General features: G+C 70.4%; 23 protein-coding genes. 10 read left to right on the top strand and 13 right to left on the bottom strand.

Annotated elements, in window-relative coordinates:
* Positions 1-97 precede the first annotated feature (97 nt).
* Positions 98-640 carry a universal stress protein gene (locus RS86_RS08575; RefSeq protein ID WP_045271888.1) on the bottom strand — a complete coding sequence of 181 codons (543 nt, stop codon included), beginning with the start codon at positions 638-640 and terminating at the stop codon, positions 98-100.
* Positions 641-800: 160 nt separating this feature from the next.
* Between RS86_RS08575 and RS86_RS08570 the strand changes: the two genes are divergently transcribed.
* Both RS86_RS08570 and RS86_RS08565 read left to right on the top strand, forming a co-directional pair.
* Positions 801-986: a DUF3073 domain-containing protein gene (locus tag RS86_RS08570; RefSeq protein ID WP_045271809.1), complete on the top strand. Its 186-nt coding sequence runs from the start codon at positions 801-803 to the stop codon at positions 984-986.
* Between the two features lie 134 nt (positions 987-1,120).
* Entirely contained in the window at positions 1,121-1,945 is an 825-nt protein-coding gene (locus tag RS86_RS08565) for an MOSC domain-containing protein (protein ID WP_045271808.1), read from the top strand.
* A 50-nt stretch (positions 1,946-1,995) separates the two neighbouring features.
* Here the strand turns inward: RS86_RS08565 and RS86_RS08560 are convergent, their stop codons facing one another.
* On the bottom strand, positions 1,996-4,227 hold the full coding sequence (locus tag RS86_RS08560) for an alpha-galactosidase (protein ID WP_082076685.1): 2,232 nt from the start codon (positions 4,225-4,227) through the stop codon (positions 1,996-1,998).
* Between the two features lie 56 nt (positions 4,228-4,283).
* Here RS86_RS08560 and RS86_RS08555 point away from each other — a divergent pair, with 56 nt between their 5' ends.
* The gene (locus RS86_RS08555; RefSeq protein ID WP_235281711.1) at positions 4,284-5,312 is read left to right on the top strand and encodes a LacI family DNA-binding transcriptional regulator; all 1,029 of its coding nucleotides are present in this window, start codon (positions 4,284-4,286) and stop codon (positions 5,310-5,312) included.
* Positions 5,313-5,319: 7 nt separating this feature from the next.
* Here RS86_RS08555 and RS86_RS08550 read toward each other — a convergent pair whose 3' ends face one another.
* The 4 genes from RS86_RS08550 to RS86_RS08535 form a co-directional block, all read right to left on the bottom strand.
* Positions 5,320-7,071 carry a glycoside hydrolase family 35 protein gene (locus RS86_RS08550; RefSeq protein ID WP_045271806.1) on the bottom strand — a complete coding sequence of 584 codons (1,752 nt, stop codon included), beginning with the start codon at positions 7,069-7,071 and terminating at the stop codon, positions 5,320-5,322.
* Positions 7,072-7,169: 98 nt separating this feature from the next.
* Positions 7,170-8,489, bottom strand: coding sequence for an ABC transporter substrate-binding protein (locus tag RS86_RS08545; RefSeq protein ID WP_052680166.1), 1,320 nt, complete (start codon positions 8,487-8,489; stop codon positions 7,170-7,172).
* A gap of 79 nt (positions 8,490-8,568) precedes the next feature.
* Positions 8,569-9,543, bottom strand: a complete 975-nt coding sequence (locus tag RS86_RS08540; protein WP_082076684.1) for a carbohydrate ABC transporter permease — start codon at positions 9,541-9,543, stop codon at positions 8,569-8,571.
* Entirely contained in the window at positions 9,543-10,436 is an 894-nt protein-coding gene (locus tag RS86_RS08535; protein WP_045271805.1) for a carbohydrate ABC transporter permease, read from the bottom strand. Before RS86_RS08535 ends, RS86_RS08540 begins: the two co-directional genes overlap by 1 nt.
* Positions 10,437-10,625: 189 nt before the next feature.
* Here RS86_RS08535 and RS86_RS08530 point away from each other — a divergent pair, with 189 nt between their 5' ends.
* From RS86_RS08530 to RS86_RS08515, 4 genes are all read left to right on the top strand, one after another.
* Positions 10,626-12,566 (top strand): glycoside hydrolase family 5 protein, encoded by a 1,941-nt coding sequence (locus RS86_RS08530; protein WP_045271804.1) that lies wholly within the window; start codon positions 10,626-10,628, stop codon positions 12,564-12,566.
* 124 nt (positions 12,567-12,690) lie between these two features.
* Positions 12,691-14,916 (top strand): DUF5054 domain-containing protein, encoded by a 2,226-nt coding sequence (locus RS86_RS08525; protein WP_045271803.1) that lies wholly within the window; start codon positions 12,691-12,693, stop codon positions 14,914-14,916.
* Positions 14,913-16,091 (top strand): metallophosphoesterase family protein, encoded by a 1,179-nt coding sequence (locus RS86_RS08520; RefSeq protein WP_045271802.1) that lies wholly within the window; start codon positions 14,913-14,915, stop codon positions 16,089-16,091. Before RS86_RS08525 ends, RS86_RS08520 begins: the two co-directional genes overlap by 4 nt.
* A complete protein-coding gene (locus RS86_RS08515; RefSeq protein WP_045271801.1) occupies positions 16,088-16,933 on the top strand; it encodes an EamA family transporter in 846 nt (281 codons plus the stop codon). The genes RS86_RS08520 and RS86_RS08515 overlap by 4 nt, the downstream gene beginning before the upstream one ends.
* Positions 16,934-16,985: 52 nt before the next feature.
* Here the strand turns inward: RS86_RS08515 and RS86_RS08510 are convergent, their stop codons facing one another.
* From RS86_RS08510 to purM, 3 genes are read right to left on the bottom strand one after another with little or no spacing between them, the layout of a single operon-like run.
* The gene (locus RS86_RS08510) at positions 16,986-18,332 is read right to left on the bottom strand and encodes a CynX/NimT family MFS transporter (RefSeq protein ID WP_045271800.1); all 1,347 of its coding nucleotides are present in this window, start codon (positions 18,330-18,332) and stop codon (positions 16,986-16,988) included.
* On the bottom strand, positions 18,329-19,786 hold the full coding sequence (gene purF, locus RS86_RS08505) for an amidophosphoribosyltransferase (RefSeq protein WP_045271799.1): 1,458 nt from the start codon (positions 19,784-19,786) through the stop codon (positions 18,329-18,331). The genes RS86_RS08510 and purF overlap by 4 nt, the downstream gene beginning before the upstream one ends.
* Before the next feature lie 5 nt (positions 19,787-19,791).
* On the bottom strand, positions 19,792-20,907 hold the full coding sequence (gene purM, locus RS86_RS08500; RefSeq protein ID WP_045271798.1) for a phosphoribosylformylglycinamidine cyclo-ligase: 1,116 nt from the start codon (positions 20,905-20,907) through the stop codon (positions 19,792-19,794).
* A gap of 140 nt (positions 20,908-21,047) precedes the next feature.
* On the opposite strand from purM, the gene RS86_RS08495 reads away from it, so the two are divergent.
* Entirely contained in the window at positions 21,048-21,647 is a 600-nt protein-coding gene (locus RS86_RS08495) for a hypothetical protein (protein ID WP_045271797.1), read from the top strand.
* A 188-nt stretch (positions 21,648-21,835) separates the two neighbouring features.
* Here RS86_RS08495 and RS86_RS08490 read toward each other — a convergent pair whose 3' ends face one another.
* Together RS86_RS08490 and RS86_RS08485 are read right to left on the bottom strand one after the other, a co-directional pair.
* Positions 21,836-22,153 carry a hypothetical protein gene (locus tag RS86_RS08490; RefSeq protein ID WP_045271796.1) on the bottom strand — a complete coding sequence of 106 codons (318 nt, stop codon included), beginning with the start codon at positions 22,151-22,153 and terminating at the stop codon, positions 21,836-21,838.
* A gap of 61 nt (positions 22,154-22,214) precedes the next feature.
* On the bottom strand, positions 22,215-22,583 hold the full coding sequence (locus tag RS86_RS08485; protein ID WP_045271795.1) for a sterol carrier family protein: 369 nt from the start codon (positions 22,581-22,583) through the stop codon (positions 22,215-22,217).
* Between the two features lie 38 nt (positions 22,584-22,621).
* On the opposite strand from RS86_RS08485, the gene RS86_RS08480 reads away from it, so the two are divergent.
* Positions 22,622-23,320 carry an NUDIX hydrolase gene (locus RS86_RS08480; protein WP_045271794.1) on the top strand — a complete coding sequence of 233 codons (699 nt, stop codon included), beginning with the start codon at positions 22,622-22,624 and terminating at the stop codon, positions 23,318-23,320.
* A gap of 57 nt (positions 23,321-23,377) precedes the next feature.
* A complete protein-coding gene (gene purD / locus RS86_RS08475) occupies positions 23,378-24,655 on the top strand; it encodes a phosphoribosylamine--glycine ligase (RefSeq protein ID WP_045271793.1) in 1,278 nt (425 codons plus the stop codon).
* Between the two features lie 184 nt (positions 24,656-24,839).
* Here purD and RS86_RS08470 read toward each other — a convergent pair whose 3' ends face one another.
* Together RS86_RS08470 and RS86_RS08465 are read right to left on the bottom strand one after the other, a co-directional pair.
* Entirely contained in the window at positions 24,840-25,073 is a 234-nt protein-coding gene (locus RS86_RS08470; RefSeq protein WP_045271792.1) for a DUF2442 domain-containing protein, read from the bottom strand.
* Positions 25,054-25,290, bottom strand: a complete 237-nt coding sequence (locus RS86_RS08465; protein WP_045271791.1) for a DUF4160 domain-containing protein — start codon at positions 25,288-25,290, stop codon at positions 25,054-25,056. The genes RS86_RS08470 and RS86_RS08465 overlap by 20 nt, the downstream gene beginning before the upstream one ends.
* Positions 25,291-25,319: the final 29 nt, after the last annotated feature.

Genomic DNA, 25,319 nt, shown 5'->3' with positions numbered 1-25,319 from the left:
GCATCTCGCTCGTTCGGGGCGTGCTACGCCGCGGATCTGCGGCGGGACGCGCCCCAAACCGGCCATCCCATCACCACCCGGAAGGATCCCGGGGCCGTCACTCGACCCAGGGGTCCTTCTTGTCGTCGGCGATCGGCTCCTCGAGCGGGACGACGAGGATGGGCCGGGACTGGCGGTGCGAGAGGCGGGCCGCGACGGATCCGGTGAAGAACTCGCGGATCGACTCGCCGATCCCCCGACTGCGGGTTCCGACGACGATCAGCTGCGCATCCAGCGCGCCGGCGAGGTGCTTGATCGCGAGCGCCGGGTCGCCGACGAGCTGGCGGGCCGTCCAGGTGAGGCCGGATCCGGCCAGCACCTTCTCGACCTCGCGGCGCAGCTCCGCGAACTCCTCCGCCCCGGTGTCGATGTTGAGGTCGATGGGCGCCGAGTGCACCATCCCGTCCGGATCCTCGAAGGTCACGAACCGGGTGACGTCGACGTGCACGACCACGAGGGCGGCGCTGAGCAGGCCCGCATAGCGGATGGCCTCGGAGAGCACCCGCGGGGGCTGACCCGGCCGCAACGCCACGATCACGGCCTTCTGCAGCTGCGGATCCTGCAGCTCCTGATCCTCGGGGGTGGAGGCGGTGTCGCTCATCTCGTCGTTCCCTTCGGTGCGGCGGTATCGGGGACCCGTCACGGCGAGGTGAGGTGGCCCGCGTGCTATCCTGGATGCTACTCTTACCGGCCGCGAGCCGGTGCCGGAAATAGACAGCGAGCCCGTTTCGCCCGCTGCTTACAGTAAGGGGGTCTCGCGCATGGGCCGTGGCCGTCAGAAGGCAAAGCACACCAAGATTGCCCGCGAACTGAAGTCGTATAGTCCGTCGGTGAACTACTCGGCGCTGGAGCGCGAGCTGGGTCATCCGGAGAACGAGGACCAGTACGTCGACAAGTGGGCGGATCAGTACGCCGACGAAGACGAGGACGAGCTCGAAAAGGCCTGAGCCTCGTCGTTCGAAACCCCGCCCGAGTCCGCTTGCGGCGGGGTTCGTCGTTGATTCCGCGGGTGCGATCCTTCCCGAGCCGTCTCGCATCCGCCCGGTCCTGAGCGCCCGCGCGGCCCTGCGAGGATGGATCCATGCCTCACGTCGTCGCGCTCTACCGCCACCCGGTCAAGGGGTTCACGCCCGAGAAGCTGCCCGTGCTCACGGTGCAGGCGGACGGGCGGATCGCCGGCGATCGCGTGCTTGCATTCCGCTTCGGCGATGCGGCGACCCCCGAGGAGCGCGACGGGCTGGACCACTGGCCGAAGTCGAAGGGGCTCGCCCTGGAGACCTTCCCCGGACTCGCCGCGCTGCGGCTGGAGTACGACGAGGCGGCGCAGCGCATGCGGATCGACCACGCCGGGACGACGCTCGTGGAGGCGGGACTGGACCAGGACGGCCGCACCGCGCTCGTCGAGGCCGTGACGGCCTTCGTGCTCGACTCCCCCGACGGAAAGCGGCTGCAGCGCGCCGGGCGCTTGCCCCTGGCCCTGGTCGGCGATGGCGAGAGCTCTCGCTTCCAGGACCGCGGCCGGGGCTACGTCTCCGTGCACAGCGAGGCCAGCGTCTCAGCCCTCGGCACCGCGCTCGCGCAGGACGTCGATGACCGCCGGTTCCGCTCGAACGTCGTGATCGGCGGCGTCGATGCGTGGGACGAACTGGACTGGCAGGGCGAGGTCACGATCGGAGACGTGCGCCTCGCCACGGCAGGACCGATCGTGCGCTGCCTCGCGACGCACGCGAACCCGGACACCGGCGAGCGCGACGCGAGCGTGCTGAAGACGCTCACCGGATCCCTCGGGCAGGACGAGCCGACGCTCGGCCGCCTGCTCATCCTCCCCGGCGTCAGCGGCGCCGTCGGCGACGACGCGGGTATCGGCGGCACGATCCGCGTGGGCGACGAGGTCGTCGCCGGCTGACCCGCGATCGGGGCCGCGCGCGACACCGCGGCGGCTCCGCCGCGGGCGGGTCAGTCCGTGGCGCTCGCGCGCAGGATCAGCGCCGTCTCCGGGTGCACGGACGGCATCACCAGACCGACGCCCCCGAGGACCCGCCCCGTCAGCACGATGCCGTCCTCCTGCCACGGCGCCGGGTTTCCGTGCAGCCCGCGCAGGCTGAGCGCCTCGATCCCGACCCGGTAGCGGCGATCCTCGTCCAGCCCGGGAAGGCGGACCCGGCCCATGCTCGCGGTCGCCCCTGCAGCGAGTGCCGTGAACAGATACAGAGCCCTGTTCCCGTCGCCCGCGACGACGCCCTGCACCGCGAAGGAGGAGTCGGGCACGTCGACGCGCACCATGGTCCCGCCGTGCATCAGTGCGCGTTCGCGCTTGTGCAGAGCAATCCAGTCCGCGAGCTGCAGACGCTCGTCCTCGGTCCAGCGGCGGATGTCCGCCTCGACGCCGAGGTGCCCGAACAGCGCCACCGAGGCGCGGAAGGACAGGGTGTGGGTGCGCCCCGTGACATGCGACGGCGCGGAGGCGATGTGCGCGCCGATGAGCTCCGGCGGGATCAGCTGCGCCGTCCAGGCGTTGATCCGCTGCCGCTCGAGGGGATCGTTGTCGTCGGATCCCCAGATCCGATCGGTGCGCTCCAGCACGCCCAGGTCGACGCGACCGCCCCCGGAGGAGCAGGATTCGATCTCGAGTCCGGGATGGCGGTGCTTAAGGTCGTCGACGAGACGGTAGAAGGCAGCAGTCTGGCCGTGCACGCCCGCGGTGCGGTGCGGCCCCGTGCCCGCCTCGACGAGATCGCGGTTGTGATCCCACTTGAGGTAGGCGATGTCGTACTCGTCGAGGAGGGCGAGCAGGGCGTCGCGGATGTGGGCGTAGCAATCGGGGTTCGCCAGGTCCAGCACCTGCTGATGGCGGCCGGTCAGCGGCCATTCCGAGCGCGCCGACATGATCCATTCGGGGTGCGCGCGGGCGAGGTCCGAGTCGGGGTTCACCATCTCCGGCTCGACCCACAGCCCGAACTGCATGCCGAGCACACGCACGTGGTCGACGAGCGGGTGCAGCCCCTGGGGCCACACGTCGCGCGATACCGTCCAGTCTCCGAGCCCGGTGCGATCGTCGCGCCGGGCGCCGAACCAGCCGTCGTCGAGCACGAAGCGTTCGACGCCGACGGCGGCGGCCGCATCCGCGAGCTCGATGAGGTCCTTCTCGTTCTGCTGGAAGTAGACGGCCTCCCAGACATTGAGCGTGACCGGGCGGGCGGAGCGGGGGTGCTGCGATCGTGCGCGCATCATCCGGTGGGACTGCGCGGCCAGCGCGTCGAGGCCGCGTCCGTAGAACCCGTAGAGCCACGGGGTCGCGTACTCCTCGCCCGGCGCGAGCCGGCCCTCGCCCGGAAGCAGCAGTTCGCCGCCGGCGAGCACCTGACGACCCTCGGCGACGCGCTCCACCTGATGCACGTGGTTGCCGGACCAGCCCACGTGGATCCCCCAGGCCTCCCCCGAGGAGAAGTCGAACCCGTGACGACCCACGATCAGGGCCAGGGCGGCGCCGAGCCCGGTGCGTCCCCGGCGGTTCTCCCTGCGGTGCGCGCCGACCCCGAGGCGACGACGCTGCGGCACCCGCTCGACCGCCCAGCGCCCTGCGAAGTCGAGAGCCTCGTCCGCATCCAGGGGCACCGGCAGCGTCGGCATCAGCGACTCGAGCCGGTACACATCGTCGCCGACGTTTCGCACCGCGGCGCGGGAGCGGATCGCGCCGGATCCGGTGAGCTCGATGTCGAGCGCAAGGGTCAGTTCCGCCTCGTCGTCCTGCGCAAGGACGCGCACCGAGGCCGGGCCGGAAGACAGGATGCGCCGCCCGCCCGGCGCAGGGACCTTCCCCTCCGCGTCAGTGACCGGAACGCCGTCGATCGCGACGCCCGTCACCCGGAAGCGCGGCGACCAGTGCGCCCCGTCGCGGGATCCGCTGACCCCGGGGGTCCCGCTCCAGCCTCGGGAGAGCTCGGGAAGCACGGAGACGGGCACGACCGCGTCCACCTCGCTGCCCGCATCAGGGAAGACGCCGGCGAGGACGAGCGCCTCGAAGGCGGGGCCGTCGAGCGGCCCGCATGGCGCACCCCAGTGCACGACGACGGGAAGCCCGCCCTCCCTGATGTCCAGGACCAGGGCGACGCCATCGACTTCCAGCACCATCCCGAGATCCACGGCCCCGGCGCGCGCCGCACCGCCGTCCGGAGTCAGTGACGACATGATTCCCCTTCCTGAGCGGGTCGAGTATTGTTTACGTTGCCATGCAAGGAGCCAACGTGCAACGGATCAAGGAGGGCACGCCGCGCGCGTCGATCAAGGACGTCGCCCAGCGCGCAGGCGTGTCCCCGCAGACGGTGTCGCGCGTCGCCAACGGATACGTGCACGTACGGCCGGAGATGCGCGAGAAGGTGCTCGCCGCGATGAAGGAGCTGGGCTACCGGCCGAACAGCGCGGCGCGCAACCTGAAGTCGGGCCGGTTCCGCAGCCTGGGCGTCGTCACGTTCAACATCACGACGCTCGGCAACGAGCGCACGCTCGAGGCGGTCGCCGAGGCCGGTGCCGGGGCCGGCTACACGACGACCCTGATCCCCGTGGCGGATCCCACGCGCATCTCGGTGGCGGGCGCCTTCGGTCGTCTCGAGGAGCAGGCCGTCGACGGCATCATCCTGATCATGTCGGCCGAGTTCGGATCCCCGGACGACTACACGCTCACGGCGGGGCTCCCGCTCGTGATCGTCGATTCGACGGCCACGGCGGATCACACGCTCGTCGACACCGATCAGGAGCAGGGCGCGCGCACGGCGATGCAGCACCTGCTCGAACTCGGACATAGGCGCATCGCGCACGTCGCCGGGCCGCTCAAGTCGTTCTCCGCCCGCCGCCGTGAAGACGCATACGCCCGCGTCTGCCAGGAGCACGCCCTCGACCCGACCGGCCGGCGCCGCGGCGACTGGACCGCGGCATCGGGCTACGCCGCGGGTCGCGAGATCCTCGCCGAGGAGCCGCGTCCCACCGCCGTCTTCGCCGCCAACGATCAGATGGCGCTCGGCGTCATGCGCGCCGCGCACGAGGCGGGCCTGCGGATCCCGGAAGACCTCAGCGTCATCGGATTCGACGACAGCGACGACAGCGGCAGCTACTGGCCGCCGCTGACCACGATCCACCAGCAGTTCGACGTCGTCGGACAGCGGGCGACAGAGCTGCTCATCGCGATGATCGACGGAGACCCCCTGCCCCGCAACATGCTGATCCCGACCCGGCTGGTGGTGCGCGAGAGCACGGGTCGCGCCCCCGCCCAGGACTGAGCGCACCTCAGAACTCGGTCGGGCCGAGCAGGGGCTCCGCCGCGAACCGCGCCGTGGGCCGCTCCGACCCACGCAGTTCGAGCACCAGGATCTCGTTGCCGTCCTCGCGCAGCACGGGCGCGGGGACGTACAGCGTCTCCTGCGGCCCCCGCGCCGAGAATCGGCCGAGTGCGAAGCCGTTGATCCAGACCGCGCCGGATCCCCAGCCCCTCACGTCGAGATGCAGATCGCCGGTGGCGTCGGCCTCGAAGCGACCCCCGAGCAGCACAGGGCCGCCCACGGGGGTCCCCGCCGGCAGCGCCTTCCCGCGCGCATCGAGTGCGATTCGGATCTCGTCCGCCGTGAGCTCCAGCGGCGCCGCGCGCCACCCGTGCAGCTCCTCGCCGTCCAGGCGCACGGGGCCGATCAGGCCCTTGGCCTCGCCGATCCGGGGGCCGTAGTTCACGCCGCCCAGGTGCTCGACGAGGAACGACAGCTCCCCGCCCGAGGGCAGCGAGAGCACACGGTCGTGCGCCTCGCGATCCAGGATCCCGACCGGGCGTCCGTCGAGCGTCACGTGCGCGCGGTCGCGCACCTCCCCCACGGTGAGCACGCCGCTGTGCGGAACACCGACGATGTATCGGGAGTATCCGCGCGGAGATCCGAACGCCGTGGCCGGCGGAGCCGCATCGTGTGCGGTCCACTGCTCCAGGTCCGCGTCGGCGAACTCGACGACGCGGTCGAGTGGTGCCTCCAGGACTCGCGCCGGACTGCGTGGGGCGGGGCGCGCCTCCGGCACGGGCGCGTGCGCCGCGATCACCTCGCGGAACGCCCAGTACTTCTCTGTGGGAGTTCCGTCCTCGGCGATCGGAGCGTCGTAGTCGTACGATGTCGCGATCGGTCGGAACACGCCCTTGTCGTTGGCGCCGGCGGTGTAGCCGAAGTTGGTGCCGCCGTGCACCATGTAGATGTTCACGCTGGCGCCGGCCGCGAGGATCGCCTCCAGTTCGGCCGCGCTGTCCGCCGCGGACGTGGTGTGGTGCGGCTCGCCCCAGCTGTCGAACCAGCCGCACCAGAACTCGGCGCACATGAGCGGGCCGCGGGGCTGATGCCGACGCAGAGCCGCCAGGCGCTCCGCCGCGCGCGATCCGAACGACGCCGTGCTGTGCAGCTCGGGCAGGGTGCCGTCGTCGAGCATCGCATCCGTGGGCTGATCGACCGTGGTCAGCGGCACCTCGATGCCGGCCGCCCTGGTCATGTCCACGAGGGCGCGCAGATACGTCTTGTCGGATCCATAGGCGCCGTATTCGTTCTCGATCTGCACCAGGATCACGCCGCCTCCGTGCGGGAGCTGTCGCGGCCGTACGATCTCGTACACCTGCTGCAGATACCGCTCGACCTCGGCGAGGTATCGCGGATCCCGTGAGCGCACGGCGATCGTACCGTCCTCGATGAGCCATTCCGGCAGGCCGCCGTCATGCCACTCGGCGCAGATGTAGGGGCCGGGGCGCACGATCGCGAACATGCCATGGGCCTGCACGAGATCGAGGAAGCGACCCAGATCCAACCCGCCGGAGGCGGTGAACTCGCCCCGGCGCCGCTCGTGCGCATTCCACGGCACATAGGTCTCGATGGTGTTGAGCCCCATCTGCCGCGCGGTGCGCAGCCGGTCCTCCCACTGGTCGGGGTGGATGCGGAAGTAGTGCATCGCCCCGGAGATCACCTGGAACGGGGCTCCGTCGAGCAGAAAGTCGGTCTCGCCGATGGCGAAGGCAGGCATGAGGGCTCCGGGGTTTCGAAGAATCGGCGTCGGGCGACGCCGAGAGGAGGGGTGCGGGATCCGCGTCGACGGATCCCGCACCCGGAACAGAGGTCGGACTACTTGTTGACCTGGAACCCCTGCGCGTTGCCGTAGTCGACGAGCGTCTTCTGCCACTCCTGCAGCGCCGTGTTGAGGTCTCCCTTGGCGCCGATGGCCTTGCCGACCGAGTCGCCGAAGACGTTGTTGGCGTAGCCCTGGTAGGGCAGGTACTGCCATCCCGTGATGACCGACTTCGCCGAGTCGGCGCCGACCGGGTTCGGCTTCTGGTCACCGTAGGCCTTGAACGTCATGTTCGCCCACTCGGGGTTGTCGAACTCCTTGACCGTCGACGGGAAGCCGTTCTTGTTGATGAGGTCTCGGCCCGCGCCGTCCGCCATGAACTGCAGCACCCCCGCCGCGAGCGCCTTGTTCTTGCTCTGATCGGTGACGCTCAGGCCGCTGCCGCCGTTCTCGGCGGATCCGGGAGTGCCGTCCCAGGTCGGCATCGGCGCGACCTGCCACTTCCCCGCGCCGTGGTCCTCCATGCCGGAGATCATCCAGGAGCCCATCATCAGGGTGGCGAGCTTGTCCTGGTTCAGCGCCTTGCTCCACTCGTCCGACCAGGTGGCCAGCGGCGAGAGCTCGCCGCGCTGCAGCATGCCGCCCCAGGTGTCGGCGAACTTCTTACTGCCCTCGTCCTGCAGGTTGATCGTGACCTTCTCGCCGTCCACGGCGAAGGGGTGCCCGCCGGACGCCCAGATCATGCTGGTGAAGAAGCCCGCGTCGCCGCCGGTGGCGATGTAGGTGCTGGGATCCTTCGCGTGGATGGCCGCACTGTCCTTGACGAACTCGTCCCAGGTCTTCGGCGCCTCGGTGATGCCCGCGGCCGCGTAGAGGTCCTTGTTGTAGATGAAGACCATGGGGCCGGAGTCCATCGGGATCCCGACGAGCTTGCCGTTCACGGTGACGGAGCTCCAGGTCGATGCCGTGAACTGGTCCTTGTAGCTGTCGAAGCCGAAGGAGGTCATGTCGGCGAGCGCGCCGGCCATGGTCAGCTGCGGCATGGTCTGGTACTCGACCGGCACGATGTCGGGAGCACCGGATCCTGCCTTGACGGCGTTCTGGAGTTTGGTCACGGCCGCGTCGGGGTTGTCCAGCTTGACGACCTTGATCTTCACATTCGGGTGCTCCTTGGTGAAGGCGTCGGCCTGCGCCTGGGTCGAGTCGCTCCAGGTCCACCAGGTGAGCTCGCCGCCCTTCTTGAGGGCGGCGTCGATGTCGGCCTTCGAACCGCCCGAGGCGGCGTCGCTGCCGCTCTGGCAGCCCGCGAGGGCGCCCATCATGAGAGAGACCGCGCCGACGACGACGGCGGCGCGCATCCAGATGTTCTTCTTCACTGCGAAGTCCTTTCGAGGAGGTGATGCAGAGGTCTTGCGTGCGGAGGGAGTGCGAAGCGGGGGGAGAGATTCGGCGGCGTCACTTGACGCTTCCGGCGGCGAGGCCGGACTGCCAGTAGCGCTGCAGGTAGAGGAACGCGGCCGAGATGGGCAGCACGGTCAGCAGCGATCCGGTGATGACCAGCTGCGGGATCGGCTGGGTGCCGATCGAGGCCGAGGCGGATGCCCACTGGCTGAGCCCGACCGTGAGCGGGTACCACTCCGGGCTGGACAGCATGATGAGGGGCAGGAAGTAGTTGTTCCACGTGGCGACGACCGCGAACATCAGCACCGTGATGAAGGCCGGGGCGAGCTGGCGCAGCGAGATCGAGAAGAAGATCCGCAGCTCCCCCGCACCGTCCAGACGGGCGGCCTCGATGAGTTCGTCGGGGATCGCCTCGGCGGCGTAGACCCACACCAGGTACAGTCCGAACGCGCTCACGAGCGACGGGATGACGACGGCAGCAGGGGTGTTCGTGAGACCCAGCTTGCTGAACAGCAGGAACTGCGGCACCGCGAGCACGGATCCGGGGATGGCGAGCGCGCCGAGGATGATCGCGAACACCGCCTTACGACCGGGGAACCGGTACTTCGCGAGTCCGTAGCCTGCAAGCGTGGCCAGCAGGGTCGCCCCGCCGGCGCCGACCACCACGTAGAGCACGGTGTTCAGGAACCAGCGCAGGAAGACGCCGTCGTCGTACGCGAACACGTCGGCGATGTTGGTGAACAGGGAGAACTTCGGTCCGAACCACAGACCCGACGTGTCGTAGAGGTCCTGCCGCGACTTGGTGGAGTTCACCACGAGCCAGAACAGCGGCCCCAGGCTGTAGAGGAGCATCAGCGTCATGACGATCATCAGGGTGATCGAGGTGCGCGTGCGCCGCGCCGGGCGGCGGGCGCCGCGGCGGGACGGCCGCCCCTGGATCCGGCCGCTCGCGAGGCGGCTCGGGCGGCGCCCTGTGACGACGGCTTCGGTGTTCAGCTGCTCCGCGCTGTTCGAGACGACGACGCTCATCACTTCTGCTCCTTCGAGCCCATGGACTGCGCGAAGAACGCGATGATCATCGTGATCACGCCGGAGATGATCGCGATCGCGGCCGCATAGTTGAACTGGGATCCGGCGAACGACAGGTTGAACGCGTACATGTTCGGCGTGAAGTAGCTGGAGATCGCGTTGGGCGCGATCTTCTGCAGCACCGCCGGCTCGTTGAAGAGCTGGAAGCTGCCGATGATGGAGAAGATCGTCGCCACGACGATCGCGCCGCGGATGGCCGGGAGCTTGATGCTGAAGACCGTGCGCAGCGCGCCGGCACCGTCGATCTCCGCGGCCTCGTACTGCTCCTGCGGCACCGCTTGGAGCGCGGAGAAGAAGATCAGCATGTTGTAGCCCACGAACTCCCAGGTCACGATGTTGCCGATCGCCGGAAGGATGAAGCTCTCGGACAGGGGCGAGGGCACGATGTCGCCGAGCCAGCGGTTCAGATCGGCGACGAGGCCGAACTGGTCGCCGTACATGTAGCCCCAGATCATGACCGCCACGACGCCGGGCACCGCGTACGGGAGGAAGATGCTCAGCCGGTACAGCGGCACGAACCTCAGCCGGGCGCTGTCCAGGGCGAGGGCCGCCAGGAGCGCGAGGGCCAGCATGATCGGCACCTGCACGCACAGGAACAGGACGACCCGGCCCGTCGCATCCCAGAACTTCGGGTCGACGATCGCGGTCGCGTAGTTCTCCAGTCCGACGAAGTGCGTGCCGCCGATGAGGGAGTCGCGGAACAGGCTGAGATAGATCGCGTAGAGCAGCGGTGCGATGAGCACCAGCGCGAACACGAGCATGAAGGGACCGACGAACCACCAGCCCGCCCAGGACCGGCGGGAGCGTCGGAGCCCCGTCATCGCGATCGACATCCGTGCCTCACTTCCTCGTGATTGTTTGCGTTACCAAAGGCACTATAGGCACACTATGGTTACGTAAACAACTCACGATTCCGCAACGGTCGTGTTTACGTTGCCAATCCGGTGGGGATCCGCCCGAAGACGGGCGGGGACGGACCGGAGACGCACTCTCCGATGGACGATGACGAAGGAGTTGGTTCCATGCAACGACGACGATGGACACGGCTGGTCACGGCGCTCTGCGCCGGGGCGCTGGTCGCGGGCCTGGCAGCACCGGCCCCCGCGGCGGCGCAGCCGCACCCTGCGGCCATCCCGCAGCTCACGGGCGCCGAGCTCGCCGGATCCTGGACGGCCCCGCTGAGTACCCGAGGGCGGTACGTGGTCGACGCCGACGGCGACCGCTTCAAGCTGATGTCGGCGAACTGGGACGGAGCGCAGGGGCACTGGAACGGGAGCGGGTCCAAGGACGACCCCGCCACCCACAACAGCGGGGACAGCTACGACATCCCGATGGGGCTGGACCGGGTGACGCTGCCGACACTGCTGAGCGATTTCCATTCGCTCGGGATCAACAGCATCCGCCTGCCCTTCTCGAACGAGATGCTCGGCATGACCGCACCGGTACCGGACGCGGCGGTCACCGCGAACCCTCAGCTGCGCGGTAAGACGCCGCTGCAGATCTTCGACGCCGTGGTCGCCGCCCTTACCGCCGACGGCTTCGCAGTGATCCTGAACAACCACACCACGACGTCGCGCTGGTGCTGCAGCCACGACGACGGAAACACGAAGTGGTACAGCAGCCAGACGACCGAGAAGTGGGTCGCGGACTGGGTGGCGCTCACCGAGCGGTACCGGGGCAACCCGCGGGTCGTCGGCATGGATCTGCGCAACGAGGTGCGCCGCGATCTGCTGGACGACGCGAACTGGGGCGGCGGCGACGGCAACGACCTCTACAAGGCGTATCAGCAGGCCGCGATCGCGATCCAGCGCGCCAACCCCGACGTCCTGGTGATCATGGAGGGCATCAACTGGCAGGGCGTGCCGCTGGACGGCGTCTACCATGACCGGCCGATGCTCAAGCCGGTCGCGAACATCTCCAATACGATCCTGCGCCCCGACAAGCTCGTGTACGCGGCGCACGTCTACGGCTTCACCGGCCCGCAGCACACCGGGGCCACGGGGCTGGGCGAGACGCACGACCTGCGCTATCGCGACATGACGGCGACCCAGCTCGCGGACGCGGTGCGTCAGGAGGTGCTGTTCGTCACGACGCCAGGACAGCACTACACGGCACCGGTGTGGATGAGCGAGTTCGGCACCCGCGGCGCCGGTCAGACCGATCAGAAGGAGATCGCCTGGTGGAACACCTTCACCGATCTCCTGGCCGCGAATGACACCGACTTCGCCGCCTGGCCGCTCGTCACCCAGGCCGATGCGTCCGGCGCCTTCGCCGACACCTTCGCCCTGCTCGGCTATCGGCCGGACGGCAGCCGCATCAGCATCGCGGACGACTGGCGGTACACCGGCTGGCAGAAGCTCGTGACGAGCGTCGGCAGGACAGGGCAGGTGCCCGTCGAGACGCGATGGAACATGCTCGGCAGCAACAGCTACCTGCCCGACACGAACGCCTCCGCGCTCATGCAGGATCGCCCGGACTGGGATCCGGGTCAGTGGAAGGGCGTCTGCCCCGACACCGAACGTCTGCAGGGCGTCTCGCGCAGCATCAACCGCGGACTCTGCACCGATGCCGCGCAGCCGGCCACCACGACCGTGCGGAACGTGGTCGCGAACGAGGCGAACGTGCAGCAGGACTGGGCCGGCGGCTACAGCAAGCTGCAGTGCGCCGCAGGGCAGCTGGCCGTCGGATTCAGCCTGACGATCGGCACGACCAACCGCTGGGCCACCTCGAAGCTGCTGTGCGCGCCGACCACGAGCGCGCTGCCGGCGAGCGCGGGGAGGACCGTCTGGTTCGATCAGGCGGACAACCGGCCCGCGGGCGGGGGATCCACGGCGAGCGACTGGGCGCCGGGACACTTCAAGGGGCAGTGCGCCGACGGCGAGTACGTGGCCGGAATCGCCTACACCTATCAGCGGGTCCAGGGCGGCGTGCCGAGCGCGCTGCTCTGCAAGCCGCTGCAGTGACCCTTCGCCGGCTCCGGGTCCGCCTCAGGGTGCGGTCCGGAGCCGGCACCGCTGCGCTGGATCGCGCGACACGGATCCTCGCTCCGCGACACCGCATCTCATCCCGACCTCGGAAGGATCCCTCGTGATCGACACGATCCACGTCGTCTTCAAGACACACCTCGACATCGGCTTCACGGCCCTCGCCCGGGACGTGATCTCCGGCTACACCGAGCGCTACCTCCCCCGCGCGATCGATCTCGCCGAGGAGCTCGATCGCCGCGGAGGCCCCGCACGATTCGTCTGGACGACGGGCTCCTGGCTCATCGACCATGTGCTGCGGCAAGGCTCCCCCGCCCAGTCCGAGCGACTCGATGCCGCCGTGCGCGCGGGGTGGATCCGCTGGCATGGGCTTGCGCTCACCACGCACACCGAGCTCATGGATCCCTCCCTCGCGGCCTTCGCCGCCTCGATCGCGCACGGCCTCGACGCGCGGTACGACCGTCGCACGATCGCCGCGAAGATGACCGACGTGCCCGGGCACACCATCGGGCTCGTGCCGGTGCTGGCTGCGGCCGGGATCGAGTATCTCCACCTCGGAGTGAACGGCGCCTCGGCGGTGCCCGACGTGCCCGAGTTCTTCGTGTGGCGCGCTCCCGGCGGCGCAGAGGTCGTCGTGAACTACGCGCGCTCCTACGGATCGGAGGGCCTCGACCTCGCCGTCGTTCCCGGCGGGTCCGACGCGCTGCACCTCGCGCACACCGGCGACAACAACGGTCCTCCCACCGCCGCCGAGGTGGAGGAACTGTTCGCCGCCCTCGCCGCCGCGCACCCCGGCGCGCGGATCGTGGCCTCGAGCCTCGACGACTTCGCCCGCGCCCTGCTCCCGCATCGAGAGGCGCTTCCCGTCGTGACCGAGGAGATCGGCGACACCTGGATCCACGGCGCGGGCGCCGATCCCCTGCTCACCGCAGGCCTCGGGGTACTGCAGCGGCTGCGGACGGCGTGGCTGCGGGAGGGCCTGCTGGATCCCTCGTCCGCGGAGCACCACGAGCTCGGCGTCGCCCTGCTGCGCATCGCCGAGCACACCTGGGGCGAGGATCTGAAGACGTATCTCCCGGACTACGTGAACTACGCGAAGGCCGACTTCAGGGCCGCCCGCGCCCGGGACCTCGTGGACCCTGCCGCGAACCCCGTGCAGACCCGGGCGTACGACTGGGCCTGGGCGGAGCATCCGTCACCGCAGGGCCTCACGTACTCGGGGTTCGAGGCGTCCTGGGCCGAGCAGCGCGCGCATCTCGATACCGCGGTCTCCGCCCTTGCGCCCGAGCGCGCCATCGAGGCCAGTGCCGCCCTGGCCGCGCTGCGTCCTGCCGCCGGCTCTGACGTCGAACCAACCGTGTCCCACTTTCGCCCCCACCATGTCCCCATTCCGGCGGCAAAACAGACCCGGGAGGAGCCAGAAGTGGGACGCGGTAGTTCCCTGGTTCCGGACTCCCGCACGGGGCGCCCCCGCACGGTCGGCGAGGAGGTGACGCTCGGGCGGTTCGCGGTGCGGTTCGGCGCGGACGGCGCCATCGTCGGACTGCGCGACGAGCGCGGCTCCGTGTGGGCCGACGCCGAGCACACTCTCGGTTCGTTCCGGCATCAGACCTTCGACGAGCGGGACGAGCAGCGCTGGCTGCAGCACTACTGCCGCGACCTCGCGCACACGGGCGTCTGGGCGATCCCCGACCAGGCGAGCCCCGGGCTCGCGATCGCGGAGACGCTGCCCGCCCGCGTCACGGCCCCGGAGGTTCAGGGCCTGCGGACCAGCACGGGTGACGACGGCGCCGACACGGCGATCGTCGAGCTGACTCTCCCGGAGGAGCTCGTCGCCGCGACGGGAGCTCCGGCGCGGATCATGGTCGAGTACCTGTTCCCGCAGGGTCCGGGGCCGATCCGGATCGTGCTCGACGTGTGCGGGCGCGAGGCGTCCCGACTGCCGGAGGCGAGCTGGTTCGGCTTCCGGCCGGCGCCTGGCGACACGGCAGCCGACGGCACGTGGACGCTGCAGAAGCTCGGCGTCGCGGTCGACCCGCGCCGCGTGGTGAGCCGCGGCAACCGCACCCTGCACGCCGCGACGAGCGCGGACCGCGACGGGACGCGTCCCGTGCATATCCGCACGATCGACGCACCGCTCGTCGCCGTCGGAGCCCCCGCTCTGCTGCGCTTCGAGGACGCGCTGCCGGACCCCGCCGACGGCTTCGCGGTCAACCTGCATAACAATGTGTGGGGGACGAACTTCCGGATGTGGTTCGACGACGACCTGCGCTATCGGTTCGAGCTGGACCTCGGCAGCGCCTTCGATCCCGACGAGGAGACCCGATGACCGACGCGCTGCACGCCCCTGGCGGCGAGACTCTCGTGAGGAGTCCGCTGGTGATCATGGCGCTGCGCCCCGACGGCTTCGAGGCGGTGTGGGCGGTAGCAGGGCTCAGCCGCGGATGGCTGGAGTGGCGCTCCGGCGACGCCCATGGCGACGCCCATGGCGACGCCCGGATGGACGCGTTCGGCATGACTCCGCAGAGCGCGCACGTGCTGCGCGTGCGCGCCGACGGACTTCCCACCGGCGCCGACGTGCAGGTGCGCGCGGTGACCGTGTCCGTCGCCGATCCCGCAGTGCGGCATGTGAGCGCGTGGAAGATCGTGCGCCTGCTGGACGGATCCGCCGAGAGCGCGAGGATCGCCGTCTGGAACGACACCCACCAGCGCGACGACACGATCCGCGCCCTCGACGCGCAGACGCCCTCCGTCGACCTGCTCGTGTGGAACGGGGATCTCTGCAACGACTGGACCACACCCGACCGTTTCGCCGACACCGTGCTCTCCCCTGCGCAGCGCGACATCAGCGCAGGCCGGCCGCTGGAGGTGCTGATCGGCAACCACGATGTCCGCGGCGACTGGGCCTTCCGGCTGCAGGAGTACGTCGCGACCCGTGACGCACGGCCATTCTCGGCCGCGCGGATCGGCCCCGTGGCCTGCGTCTTCCTGCACACCGGCGAGGACAAGCCCGATGCGCACCCGACGTTCCGCGGCCGCGTCGCGTTCGAGCCGCTCCGCGCCGAGCAGGCGCAGTGGCTGCGGGAGGCGACGGCGCGGCCCGAGATCCGCGATGCCCCGTACCGTCTCGTGTTCTGCCACATCCCGCTGCGCTGGGTCGACGAGGTCCCTGCCGACTACGACCGGGAGGGGTACGACTGGTTCAGCCGGATGAGCCGCGACGCCTGGCACGACGCGCTCGTCGCCTGGGGCGCCCAGCTCGTCGTCTCCGGCCACACGCACGAACCCGCCCTGATCCCGGCCGATCAGGAGTTCCCGTACGCGCAGGTCGTGGCGGGAGGCCCCGACCTCGACGCCTCCTCCGCGGAGGCGGCGACCTGGATCGACATCCAGGCGGATCGGGGGTCCCTGCGACTCACGATGCGCACGCTCGACGGCGCGGTGCGCATCACCGAGGCGCTGCCGCCTCTTGCGAAGACAGCGTCGGCCCTCCTTCGCGGATGAGCGCCCTGGTCGTCCTCGCCGTCCTCGGGTCGGCGCTCCTGCACGGCACCTGGAACGCGATCGCGAAGTCCCTTCCGTCGCCGCTGGCATCTTCGACCCTGATGGGGATCGTGTATCTGTGCGCCGGCGGAATCGGGTGCTTGCTGATGCCGGTGCCCGATCCCGCGGCGTGGCCGTTCCTCACGGCGTCGGCCCTCGCACAGACCCTCTATCTCCTGTTGCTGACCGCCGCGTACGCCCGCACGGAGTTCGGCCGCGCCTACCCGCTCGCCCGCGGAGCATCGGTGCTGGGCGTGACCGCGGCCGCAGCCGTCCTGTTCGGCGAGCGGCTCACGCCGCTGCAGCTGGCCGGAGTGGCGATCGTAACGGGGTCCTTGTTCGCGCTCTCCGTCACGAAAGGCGCGCTGCGTGATCTCGCCTCCACGGGCCTGATCCTCGCCGTAGGCGCGACCGTCACGGTATACAGCGTCATCGACGGCGCCGGCGTGCGGCTTTCGGGCCACGCCCTCTCCTACGCCGCGTGGCTGTTCCTGCTGCAGGGCGTCACGATTCCGCTGGCATGCCTGGTGCTCGCGCGGGATCGTCGCGCGCTTCTCCACGATGTGCGGACGCTCGCGCCCCGGGGCGTCGCCGGCGGGGTCGTCTCGCTCGTCGCCTACACGATCGTGGTCTGGGCGCAGTCGGTGGCGCCCCTTGCCGTCGTCTCGGCGCTCCGCGAGACGAGCGTGCTTGTCGCGGGCGTGATCGGATGGGTGTTCTTCCGCGAGCCGCTGCGCGCCTGGCGGATCGTCGCGAGCGTCGCCGCCGCCGCGGGCATCGCCCTCGTCCGGCTCGGCGCATGAAGGACAAACGCACGGCGCCGGGTGGCGTGCACACCCCGATCGAGGCTGTCGGCTACCAGCGTCGGCCGTGCCGGCGCTCCCAGTCGGCCTCGACCGTGCGCGGGCGCCCGACGATCACACCGGCGGGGATCGACAGCACGAGCATGATCGCGAGCACCCACAGCGGAACCTGCCAGCCGCCGGTGGCGGTGTGCAGCACTCCGAGCAGCACCGGGAAGACCGCGGCCACCGTGTAGCCGAGGCTCTGCACGAACCCGCTCAGTGCCACGGCCGTCTCCGACTCGCGTGCACGGATGCTGATCAGCACGAGCGCGAGGGGGAACAACAGGCCGACCAGTCCGAACAGGCTGACCCAGAGCCACGCGATCTCGGGCCGGTTCCAGAGGATCAGCCCGAGCGCGCCAACCAGCCCGCCGAGCGCACCGATGATGTAGAGCGGCGTCGTGGCACGGAAGCGCACCACGAGCAGCGGCACGACGAGCGATGCGGGCAGGCCGATGAACGCGAACAGTGACAGCAGCGGACCTGCCGCCTGCGCACTCACGCCCTCGTACTGCACGAGGATCGTCGGCAGCCACGCGAACGAGGCGTACGCCATGGTCGAGGAGGTCGCGAACACCGCGGCGAGCGCCCAGGCCAGCGGGATCCTGGGCATCCGCGCGAAGATGCGACCGTTCGAGGGAGCCACGACGATCGGCCCCGTCGCGGCGGCGACCGCATCCTCGAGCGAGACGTCGCGGCCCTCGCGGATCCTCTCCTCCTGCTCCGGCGCGGGATCCGGATCCGCGGCGGTCGTATCCTGCGGTGCACCGATCCGCTCGCGCACGAGCATGACGATCCACGGGATCGTGCCGGCGAGCGCGAACACGGCCCACATCGAGAGCGAGGTGCGCCATCCCGCGGTCTCCGCGATCGGCACGGCGACGAGCGGCGGGAGGAAGGTCGAGAAGGCCATGACGGTCGTGTAGACGGTCATCATCAGGCCCATGCGGTCGGCGAAGTACTTCTTCACCAGCGGCGGCATCAGGATGTTCGCCATGCCGACGCCCGCGAAGACGAGCGCGGTCGCGATCACGAGCGTCACGGCGTTCACCGCGACGCCGCGCGCGATGAGCCCGAGCGTCACCGCGCTCAGCGCGATGACCGCGACCCGCTCCAGGCCGAGCCGGCGCTCGAAGAGCGGCGTCAGCAGGCCGAACAGCGCGAAGCACACGGGCGGGGCCGTGCCGATCAGGCCGATGATCGCGGGCGAGAGCGGGAAGTCCCGCCCGATCAGGTCGACGACCGGGGACAGCGAGGCCACCGCGGAGCGCAGCGAGAACGCGCACAGCACGATCCCGAGCACCGCCAGGGTGCGCCCCTGCCAGAGCGGACGGGTCTGCAGTCCGCCTGCCGTCACGAGGTCTGCGACCCCTCGAGCCAGCCCAGATACTCCTCCGTGACGGTTCCGGTGACGTACCGGCCGTCGAACGGACTCATGTCGAGATCGCTGAGCTCGGATCCCTCGGTGATCGCCGCCTTGAGGTCCTCGACCTCCTGGTACACGAGACGGTCGGCGCCCAGCACCTCGGCGATCTCGGGGATCGTGCGGCCGTGCGCGATGAGCTCGTGCTTCGACGGCATGTTGATGCCGTACACGTGAGGGTGACGGATCGGCGGAGCCGCGGAGGCGAAGATCACGGACTTCGCACCGGCGTCGCGCGCCATCTGGATGATCTGTTTCGAGGTGGTGCCGCGCACGATCGAGTCGTCGATGAGCAGCACGTTCTTGCCCTTGAACTCGGTCGACATCGCGTTCAGCTTCTGCCGCACGCTCTTCTTGCGCACCGCCTGGCCGGGCATGATGAAGGTCCGGCCCACGTAGCGGTTCTTGTAGAAGCCCTCGCGGTACTCGATGCCGAGCTTGCGGGCGACCTCCATCGCGGCGGGGCGCGAGGAGTCGGGGATCGGCATGACCACGTCGATCTCGTCGAGCGGCACGTGCTTCGCGATCGTGTCGGCGAGGCGGTCGCCCATGCGCAGGCGGGACTCGTAGACCGAGATGCCGTTCATGACCGAGTCGGGGCGGGCCAGGTACACGTACTCGAACGCGCAGGGAGCGAGGACCGGAGCCTTCGCGCACTGCTTGGAGAACAGCGTGCCCTCGTTCGTGATGAAGACGGCCTCACCGGGCTCGACCTCGCGGACGACTTCGTAGTCGCCGTTCTCGAGCACGAGCGACTCGCTCGCGACGACCCACTCCTCCCTGCCGGCCCTGATGCGCTTGCCGAGGATCAGCGGGCGGATCCCGAACGGATCCCGGAAGGCCAGCAGCCCGTAGCCGGCGAGGATCGCGATGACGGCGTAAGCGCCCTCGATCCGCTCGTGCGTGCGCGCGACGGCCTCGAAGATGCGCTCGGAGTCGAGGTCGACGGTCGAGGTCGTGGTCTGCAGCTCGTGCGCGAGCACGTTCAGCAGCAGCTCGGTGTCGCTCGAGGAGTTCAGGTGACGGCGGTCGCGGTGCGCCATGTCGGCGGTGAGCTCACGCGTGTTGGTGAGGTTGCCGTTGTGGATGAGAACGATGCCGTAGGGCGCGTTCACGTAGAACGGCTGGGCCTCCTCCTCGCTCGAGGCGGTGCCCTTCGTGGCGTAGCGGACGTGGCCGAGGCCGACGTTGCCGAGCAGCGAACGCATGTCGCGCGTGCGGAACGCCTCGCGCACCATGCCTTCCGCCTTGGCCATGTGCATGACGCCGCTGGGCTCCGCCGTCGCGATGCCGGTCGCGTCCTGCCCGCGGTGCTGCAGCAGGAGGAGCGCGTCGTAGATGTCCTGGTTGACCGGGCTGTGCCCGACCATTCCGACGATGCCGCACATGGGTGTCAGTTCGCTCCGTCCGCGTAGGCGCCGACCAGGCGCACTGCACCGCCGTCGACGCCCTTGGCGCCCTGTTCGAAATCGCCGGCCGGGCGCGCAGCCACGGCGTCGAGCCGCACCGTCCCGACCTGCCAGGTGTCGATGCCGCCGGCCGTGAGCGCCTCGGCGATCGCGGTGGCGGAGGAGGCGTCGACGACCGCGAGGAAGCCGATGCCGAGGTTCCAGGTGCCCTCGCTGGACTCCAGCGTCGAGCCGGCCAGGTCGCTCAGCACACGGAACACCGGAGCGGGCGACCACGTGGAGCGGTCGACCTCGGCCCAGGACCCCAGCGGCAGGACGCGCGCGAGGTTGGCCGCGATGCCGCCGCCGGTGACGTGGCTGAGGGAGTGCACGGCGCTGTCGAACTTCTCGGCGATGCCGAGCAGCGGCGTCGTGTAGAGGCGGGTGGGGGTCAGCAGGGCCTCGCCCCACGTGGCGCCCAGGTCGACGGCACGGTCGCCGTAGCCGATCCCGGCCTTCGCGAGGATGTGCCGCACGAGCGAGTAGCCGTTCGAGTGCAGGCCGCTCGAGGCGAGGGCGAGGACGACGTCGCCGTCCTGCACGCGCTCGGATCCGAGGATCCGGTCCGCCTCGACGATTCCGGTCGCGGCGCCCGCGACGTCGTAGTCGTCGACGCCCAGCAGCCCAGGGTGCTCGGCCGTCTCACCGCCGACGAGGGCGGTGCCGGTGAGCTCGCAGGCCTCGGCGATGCCGCGCACGATGTCGGCGATCCGCTCGGGGAAGACCTTGCCGCAGGCGATGTAGTCCGTCATGAACAGCGGCTTCGCGCCGACCACGACGATGTCGTCCACGACCATGCCGACCAGGTCGTGCCCGATCGTGTCGTGCTTGTCGATCGCCTGCGCGATCGCGACCTTGGTGCCGACGCCGTCGGTGCTCGACGCGAGCAGCGGTCGGCGATAGCCGAGCAGGGCGGAGGCGTCGAAGAGACCGGCGAATCCGCCGACCCCGCCGAGAACCTCTGGTCCGTGCGTGGCACGGACGGCGGACTTCATGAGTTCGACGGCTCGATCGCCGGCTGCCGTATCGACGCCGGCCTCAGCATAGGTGCGGGAGGACACCCGACAATCCTACCGGCGGGCGGCTGTGCGGTCGCCCGCCGGCCCGGGCTCGAGGAGGCAGAGCCGCGCCCGGGATCCGCGTCCGCGATCGTGACCCGCAAACAGGCCCCGCGCGGCCCGGAAATCCGTACGATGGGCGCATGGTCGACAAGCCGCAGTGGCTGGTGCGCGAGGAGGCCGGGATCCCGGTGCTCATCGCGCTCGCGCTGCGCCAGCGACTGGGGATCCGGATCCCGGCGGAGCTGCCCACGTTGAGGGACCACCCGCTGCGCGCCTTCGACGACGGCGGGGTGGACGACGCGCTCGAGCGGCAGTGGCGGGCGTACTGGGACATGACCGTGGAGCCGGAGACGCATCCGTCCCGATCCCCGCTCGAACTCATCGACGGTTTCGACACGATCGTCGCGCTCCCGGCCGTGGGGGCGGAACGGCTGCGCGCGGCGATCGCGCCGCTCGCCTCCGAGGTGGTGCGCTACGCGAACGAGGCTCAGCAGCGTTACTCGCGCTCCGTCTCCGGCACGGGCGATCCGTACCGCGCCTACGCCGCCGCACTCGCAGAGTTCGAGCGCGACACCGGACGCCGCGCGCACTCCTTCGAACTCAACGTGCACGTTCTGCCGCTCGCGCAGCGCGGGATCTGGCGCATCGGGGCGTTCAGCATCGCCGTGACCGACAGCCTCCGGCACGACCCCGTGGACTTCGACAGCGCGATCCGCCCCGTCATCGCCGAAGTGGCGTGAGCGGAGCCGTTCGAGTGTGAGCAGCCTCGTGGGGGATCTAGCGCCGGTTTGGGGCGTGATCTGACGGTTTGGGGCGCACTGGCGCCGCCAAACGGGGTCTGGCGCGCCCCAAAACGTGGAGGTGCGCCCCAAAACGACCCGGCCGGGATCCGGTCTTCGGCACCAGGGCGCAGTCGGGCCCCGGCGGGTTACTCCGCGACGGTCTCGCGGTCGACGCGCACCACGCGCTCGCTGCGACGGGCGGCGCGCTCGAGGATGAGCGCGAGGACGCCGAGCAGGGCGATGCCGACGGGAACCGTCCACAGCAGCAGGAAGCCGAACACCTGCCCGAACGGGTAGGCGACCTGCGTCGCCTCCGACGCGTCGAAGTTGCCGGACACGGTCAGCACGAACGCGAGGACCACGCCCACCCCCACGCCGATGCCGAGGAAGACGCCCCAGCGCGGCGCACGACGGACGCGCGCCTCGACGATCTCGGGCGTGCGGTCCGGCTGCGGCGTGCTCATGCCTCCATTGTCCCACGCGCACCTGTGGAGTGCTCCGCGCGAGAGCGACCTCGCCGCGCGATCACGGGCGCAACGGCAGCAGCTCGGTGAGATCCGCACGGGTGCCGGAGGCGTGGATCCGACCCGCATCGAGCGCCGACGCCCAGGTCTCGGATCCGGTCGCGACCGCGATCCACGTGGCCGGATCCAGCTCGACGACGTTCGGCGGGGTGCCGCGGGTGTGCCGCGGACCCTGCACCACCTGCACGGCGCCGAACGGCGGCACGCGCACCTCGACGCTGTTGCCCGGCGCCTTCTCGTCGAGCAGCTGCAGCAGATAGCGCACGGCCGTGGCGTAGTCGGTGCGAGCGGGCTTCCCGCCGGCGGCGAGCGCCGCACGGGCGGCGTCGAGCGCCGCGCGCCCTGCCGCCGTGTCGATCCTGCTCGCCATAGGTCCATGCTAGGCACCACGGGCATAGGCTCGGCACGATGACTTCCTCCGCCGAGACACCCGCCACGGACACCGCCGGGGCGCGCTCCGACCTGCTCGCGGCGGCGACGAAGGGCGCGCTCGGCCTCGGCCGCTTCCCCGGGGTCGACGACGATGCGCACGCGGCGTCGGTGCTGATCCTGTTCGGCCGCCTCGATGACGAGCCGTCGGACGCGGCTGCGGTCACGGTGCCCGCCGATCTCGACGTGCTGCTGCAGCGCCGTGCCGCGACGCTCTCCTCGCATCCGGGGCAGGTCTCGTTCCCGGGCGGACGCCGGGAGGATGAGGATCCGGATCCCGCCGCGACGGCCCTCCGCGAGGCGCAGGAGGAGACCGGGCTGGATCCGGCCGGCGTCGAGATCCTCGCGACGCTTCCGGAGATCCCCCTCGCCGCCAGCAACCATCTCGTCACCCCGGTGCTGGGCTGGTGGCGCGAACCCTCGCGGGTGGTCGCGGTGGATCACGCCGAGACCGTGCAGGTGTTCCGCGTGCCTGTCGCGACACTGCTGGATCCGGCGACCCGGTTCACCTCGACGCTCACCCGGATGGGGCAGACCTTCCGCGGCCCCGCCTTCGACGTCGACGGCACGATCGTGTGGGGCTTCACGGCGATGGTGCTCGACGGCGTCTTCGAGGCCGCCGGCTGGACCCTCCCCTGGGACCGCGCCGACGAGCGCCCCATCCGCCTCGAGGTGTGACGGTCCCCACCACGTCACGACCGTCATCGACGAGCGCCCGCTCGGTAGGCTGACGGGGTGAAGATCCTCGTCCTCGGTTCCGGTGCCCGTGAGCACGCGATCATCCTCGCCCTGCGCGCCGAGCGGAAGGGGCACGAGATCCTCTGCGCCCCCGGCAACGCCGGGATCGCGCAGGACGCGACGCTGGTCGAGGTGGATCCGATGGACGGCGCGGCCGTCCGCGCGTTCGCCGACGAGCACGGCGTGGACCTGGTCGTCATCGGCCCGGAGGCGCCGCTCGTCGCGGGCGTCGCCGATGTAGTGCGCGCGCACGGGATCCCGGTCTTCGGACCCGGCCGCGCCGCGGCGCAGCTGGAGGGATCCAAGGCGTTCGCGAAGCGGATCATGGAGGCGGCCTCGGTGCCGACCGGCCGCGCCGTGCGCGCGGCGACCGCTGCCGAGGTCGAGGCCGCGTTCGACGAGCTCGGCGCCCCGTACGTGGTCAAGGCCGACGGACTCGCCGCAGGCAAGGGCGTCATCGTCACCCCCGACCGCGCCGCCGCGCTCGCCCACGCCGAGCACTACCTTCCGCACGGCCCCGTGCTCATCGAGGAGTTCCTCACCGGGCCTGAGGTCTCGCTGTTCTTCCTCAGCGACGGCGACACCGTCCGTGCGCTGAGCCCCGCGCAGGACTTCAAGCGGGCCTTCGACGGCGACGAGGGGCCGAACACCGGCGGCATGGGCGCCTACTCGCCCCTGCCGTGGCTCGACGAACAGTTCGGCAGCGAGGCGGCTTTCGTCGAGGAAGTCACCCGCACCGTCGCCCTCCCCGTCGTGAAGCAGCTGGACGCCGAGGGCACGCCGTTCATCGGCCTGCTCTACGCCGGCCTCATCCTCACGCCGAACGGCGTGCGCGTGATCGAGTTCAACGCGCGCTTCGGCGACCCGGAGACCCAGGTGGTGCTGCCGCGCCTGCGCACGCCGCTGTCGCAACTGCTGCTCGCGGCCGCCACGGGCACGCTCGAGGACCAGCCGCAGCCGGAGTTCCGCGACGACGTCGCGATCACCGTGGTGCTCGCGAGCGAGGGCTACCCCGAGGCGCCGCAGACCGGCCGCCCGATCGAGGGCCTGGCCGAGGCCGCGGCCGTCGACGGCGTCAGCGTCGTGCACGCGGCGACCGCGGGGCCCGACGCTCCCGGCGGCAACCTCATCGCGACCGGCGGCCGCGTGCTGAACGTGGTCGCGACCGGATCCGACTTCGCCGACGCCCGCGCCCGGGCTTACGAGGCGCTCGGCCGGATCCGCCTCGACGGCGCACACCACCGCACCGACATCGCCGCGCGCGTCGCGCAGTAAATCGGCCCGGGAGCGCCACCCCGCGGCTTGGCTTGGCTTGCGGCCGCGCCTGCGAACGTCGACGCCCCCTCGCAGTATCGACACCCCCTCGTATGGACGTCCATACGAGGGGGTGTCGATGCTCAGAGGGGGCGCCGACGGAAGGAGTCCCCGTGCAGGGACCGGGACGCGGGCAGCTCCGACTTCAGCGCCCGGCGAGCAGCCCGGCGACCGAGAGGTCCTCATCGAGCTGAGGCCAGTGGATCCCTTCGCCGCGCCCGATCAGACGCCAGTCGGCGCGTTGCGCCGGGGTCGCCGCAGCGAGGCGTGGGAACCAGGACAGTGGTGCGCTGACCGTGCGGCCGTCGAGAAGGCGCACATGGATCTCCTCGTCGATGCGGACGTCGAGGGCGACGGCTTCATGCGTCGAAGTGCTCATGCCATGCCTCCTCGAACTCCTGCTCGTGCACGATGATGATCCGGACCAGCGCGGCGATCTCGCGTGTCGAGAATCCCCTGTTGTCCGCACATTCTACGGGCGCAAGCCAGAACTTGGCCGTGCTTCCCGCTTGTTCCACGTGGACGTGCGGTGGTTCGGCACCCTCGTTGCTGTAGAAGAAGAACCGTCGTCCTCGTTGTCGCAGAACCGTCGGCATCGGCGCACCTCCGCCGCCACGGTATGCGG

The sequence above is a fragment of the Microbacterium azadirachtae genome (genome assembly GCF_000956505.1).
GTDB classification, from domain to species: domain Bacteria; phylum Actinomycetota; class Actinomycetes; order Actinomycetales; family Microbacteriaceae; genus Microbacterium; species Microbacterium azadirachtae_A.
The sequence above is the reverse complement of the archived record's forward strand: the minus strand, read 5'-3'. Positions and strand labels throughout refer to the sequence as shown.

Bases quoted from the DNA above. Each gene is read 5' to 3' on its own strand.
- RS86_RS08575 (WP_045271888.1), bottom strand. From the start codon at position 640: ATGAGCGACACCGCCTCCACCCCCGAGGATCAGGAGCTGCAGGATCCG.
- RS86_RS08570 (WP_045271809.1), top strand. From the start codon at position 801: ATGGGCCGTGGCCGTCAGAAGGCAAAGCACACCAAGATTGCCCGCGAA.
- RS86_RS08565 (WP_045271808.1), top strand. From the start codon at position 1,121: ATGCCTCACGTCGTCGCGCTCTACCGCCACCCGGTCAAGGGGTTCACG.
- RS86_RS08560 (WP_082076685.1), bottom strand. From the start codon at position 4,227: ATGTCGTCACTGACTCCGGACGGCGGTGCGGCGCGCGCCGGGGCCGTG.
- RS86_RS08550 (WP_045271806.1), bottom strand. From the start codon at position 7,071: ATGCCTGCCTTCGCCATCGGCGAGACCGACTTTCTGCTCGACGGAGCC.
- RS86_RS08540 (WP_082076684.1), bottom strand. From the start codon at position 9,543: ATGAGCGTCGTCGTCTCGAACAGCGCGGAGCAGCTGAACACCGAAGCC.
- RS86_RS08535 (WP_045271805.1), bottom strand. From the start codon at position 10,436: ATGTCGATCGCGATGACGGGGCTCCGACGCTCCCGCCGGTCCTGGGCG.
- RS86_RS08530 (WP_045271804.1), top strand. From the start codon at position 10,626: ATGCAACGACGACGATGGACACGGCTGGTCACGGCGCTCTGCGCCGGG.
- RS86_RS08520 (WP_045271802.1), top strand. From the start codon at position 14,913: ATGACCGACGCGCTGCACGCCCCTGGCGGCGAGACTCTCGTGAGGAGT.
- RS86_RS08515 (WP_045271801.1), top strand. From the start codon at position 16,088: ATGAGCGCCCTGGTCGTCCTCGCCGTCCTCGGGTCGGCGCTCCTGCAC.
- purF (WP_045271799.1), bottom strand. From the start codon at position 19,786: ATGTGCGGCATCGTCGGAATGGTCGGGCACAGCCCGGTCAACCAGGAC.
- RS86_RS08495 (WP_045271797.1), top strand. From the start codon at position 21,048: ATGGTCGACAAGCCGCAGTGGCTGGTGCGCGAGGAGGCCGGGATCCCG.
- RS86_RS08490 (WP_045271796.1), bottom strand. From the start codon at position 22,153: ATGAGCACGCCGCAGCCGGACCGCACGCCCGAGATCGTCGAGGCGCGC.
- RS86_RS08485 (WP_045271795.1), bottom strand. From the start codon at position 22,583: ATGGCGAGCAGGATCGACACGGCGGCAGGGCGCGCGGCGCTCGACGCC.
- RS86_RS08480 (WP_045271794.1), top strand. From the start codon at position 22,622: ATGACTTCCTCCGCCGAGACACCCGCCACGGACACCGCCGGGGCGCGC.
- RS86_RS08470 (WP_045271792.1), bottom strand. From the start codon at position 25,073: ATGAGCACTTCGACGCATGAAGCCGTCGCCCTCGACGTCCGCATCGAC.
- RS86_RS08465 (WP_045271791.1), bottom strand. From the start codon at position 25,290: ATGCCGACGGTTCTGCGACAACGAGGACGACGGTTCTTCTTCTACAGC.